Raw genomic sequence first — 234 nt, 5'->3', positions numbered from 1 at the left:
ACCATCACGATTAAAGTTGCGATGGTCCTGGTCACCAAAATTAGTTTTGGAATCAAAAAATACAGTCAATAATCCGCTGGCTAAATGGACTCTCGCAATAATTCCAATGTCTTTCTTTTGTGCCTCCGAAAAAAACAAATCCGATGGACGTATGCGAAAAAGATTAAAAATTATTTGAACTGATGTAACATTAGAAAATTCAATCGCTTTTATAGCTTCTTCAACTTTTTCTAC

The 234-nt window shown here is 34.2% G+C and carries 1 protein-coding gene; it reads right to left on the bottom strand.

Annotated elements, in window-relative coordinates; translation table 11 throughout:
* Positions 1 to 234, bottom strand: a 234-nt coding sequence (locus tag AC23L6_RS13445; RefSeq protein WP_487570236.1) for an aldo/keto reductase, incomplete at both ends; no start/stop codon positions are given.

The sequence above is a fragment of the Flavobacterium sp. R1_16 genome (genome assembly GCF_057652095.1).
Note: the sequence above shows the minus strand (reverse complement) of the source record. Positions and strands in the feature narration are given on the sequence as shown.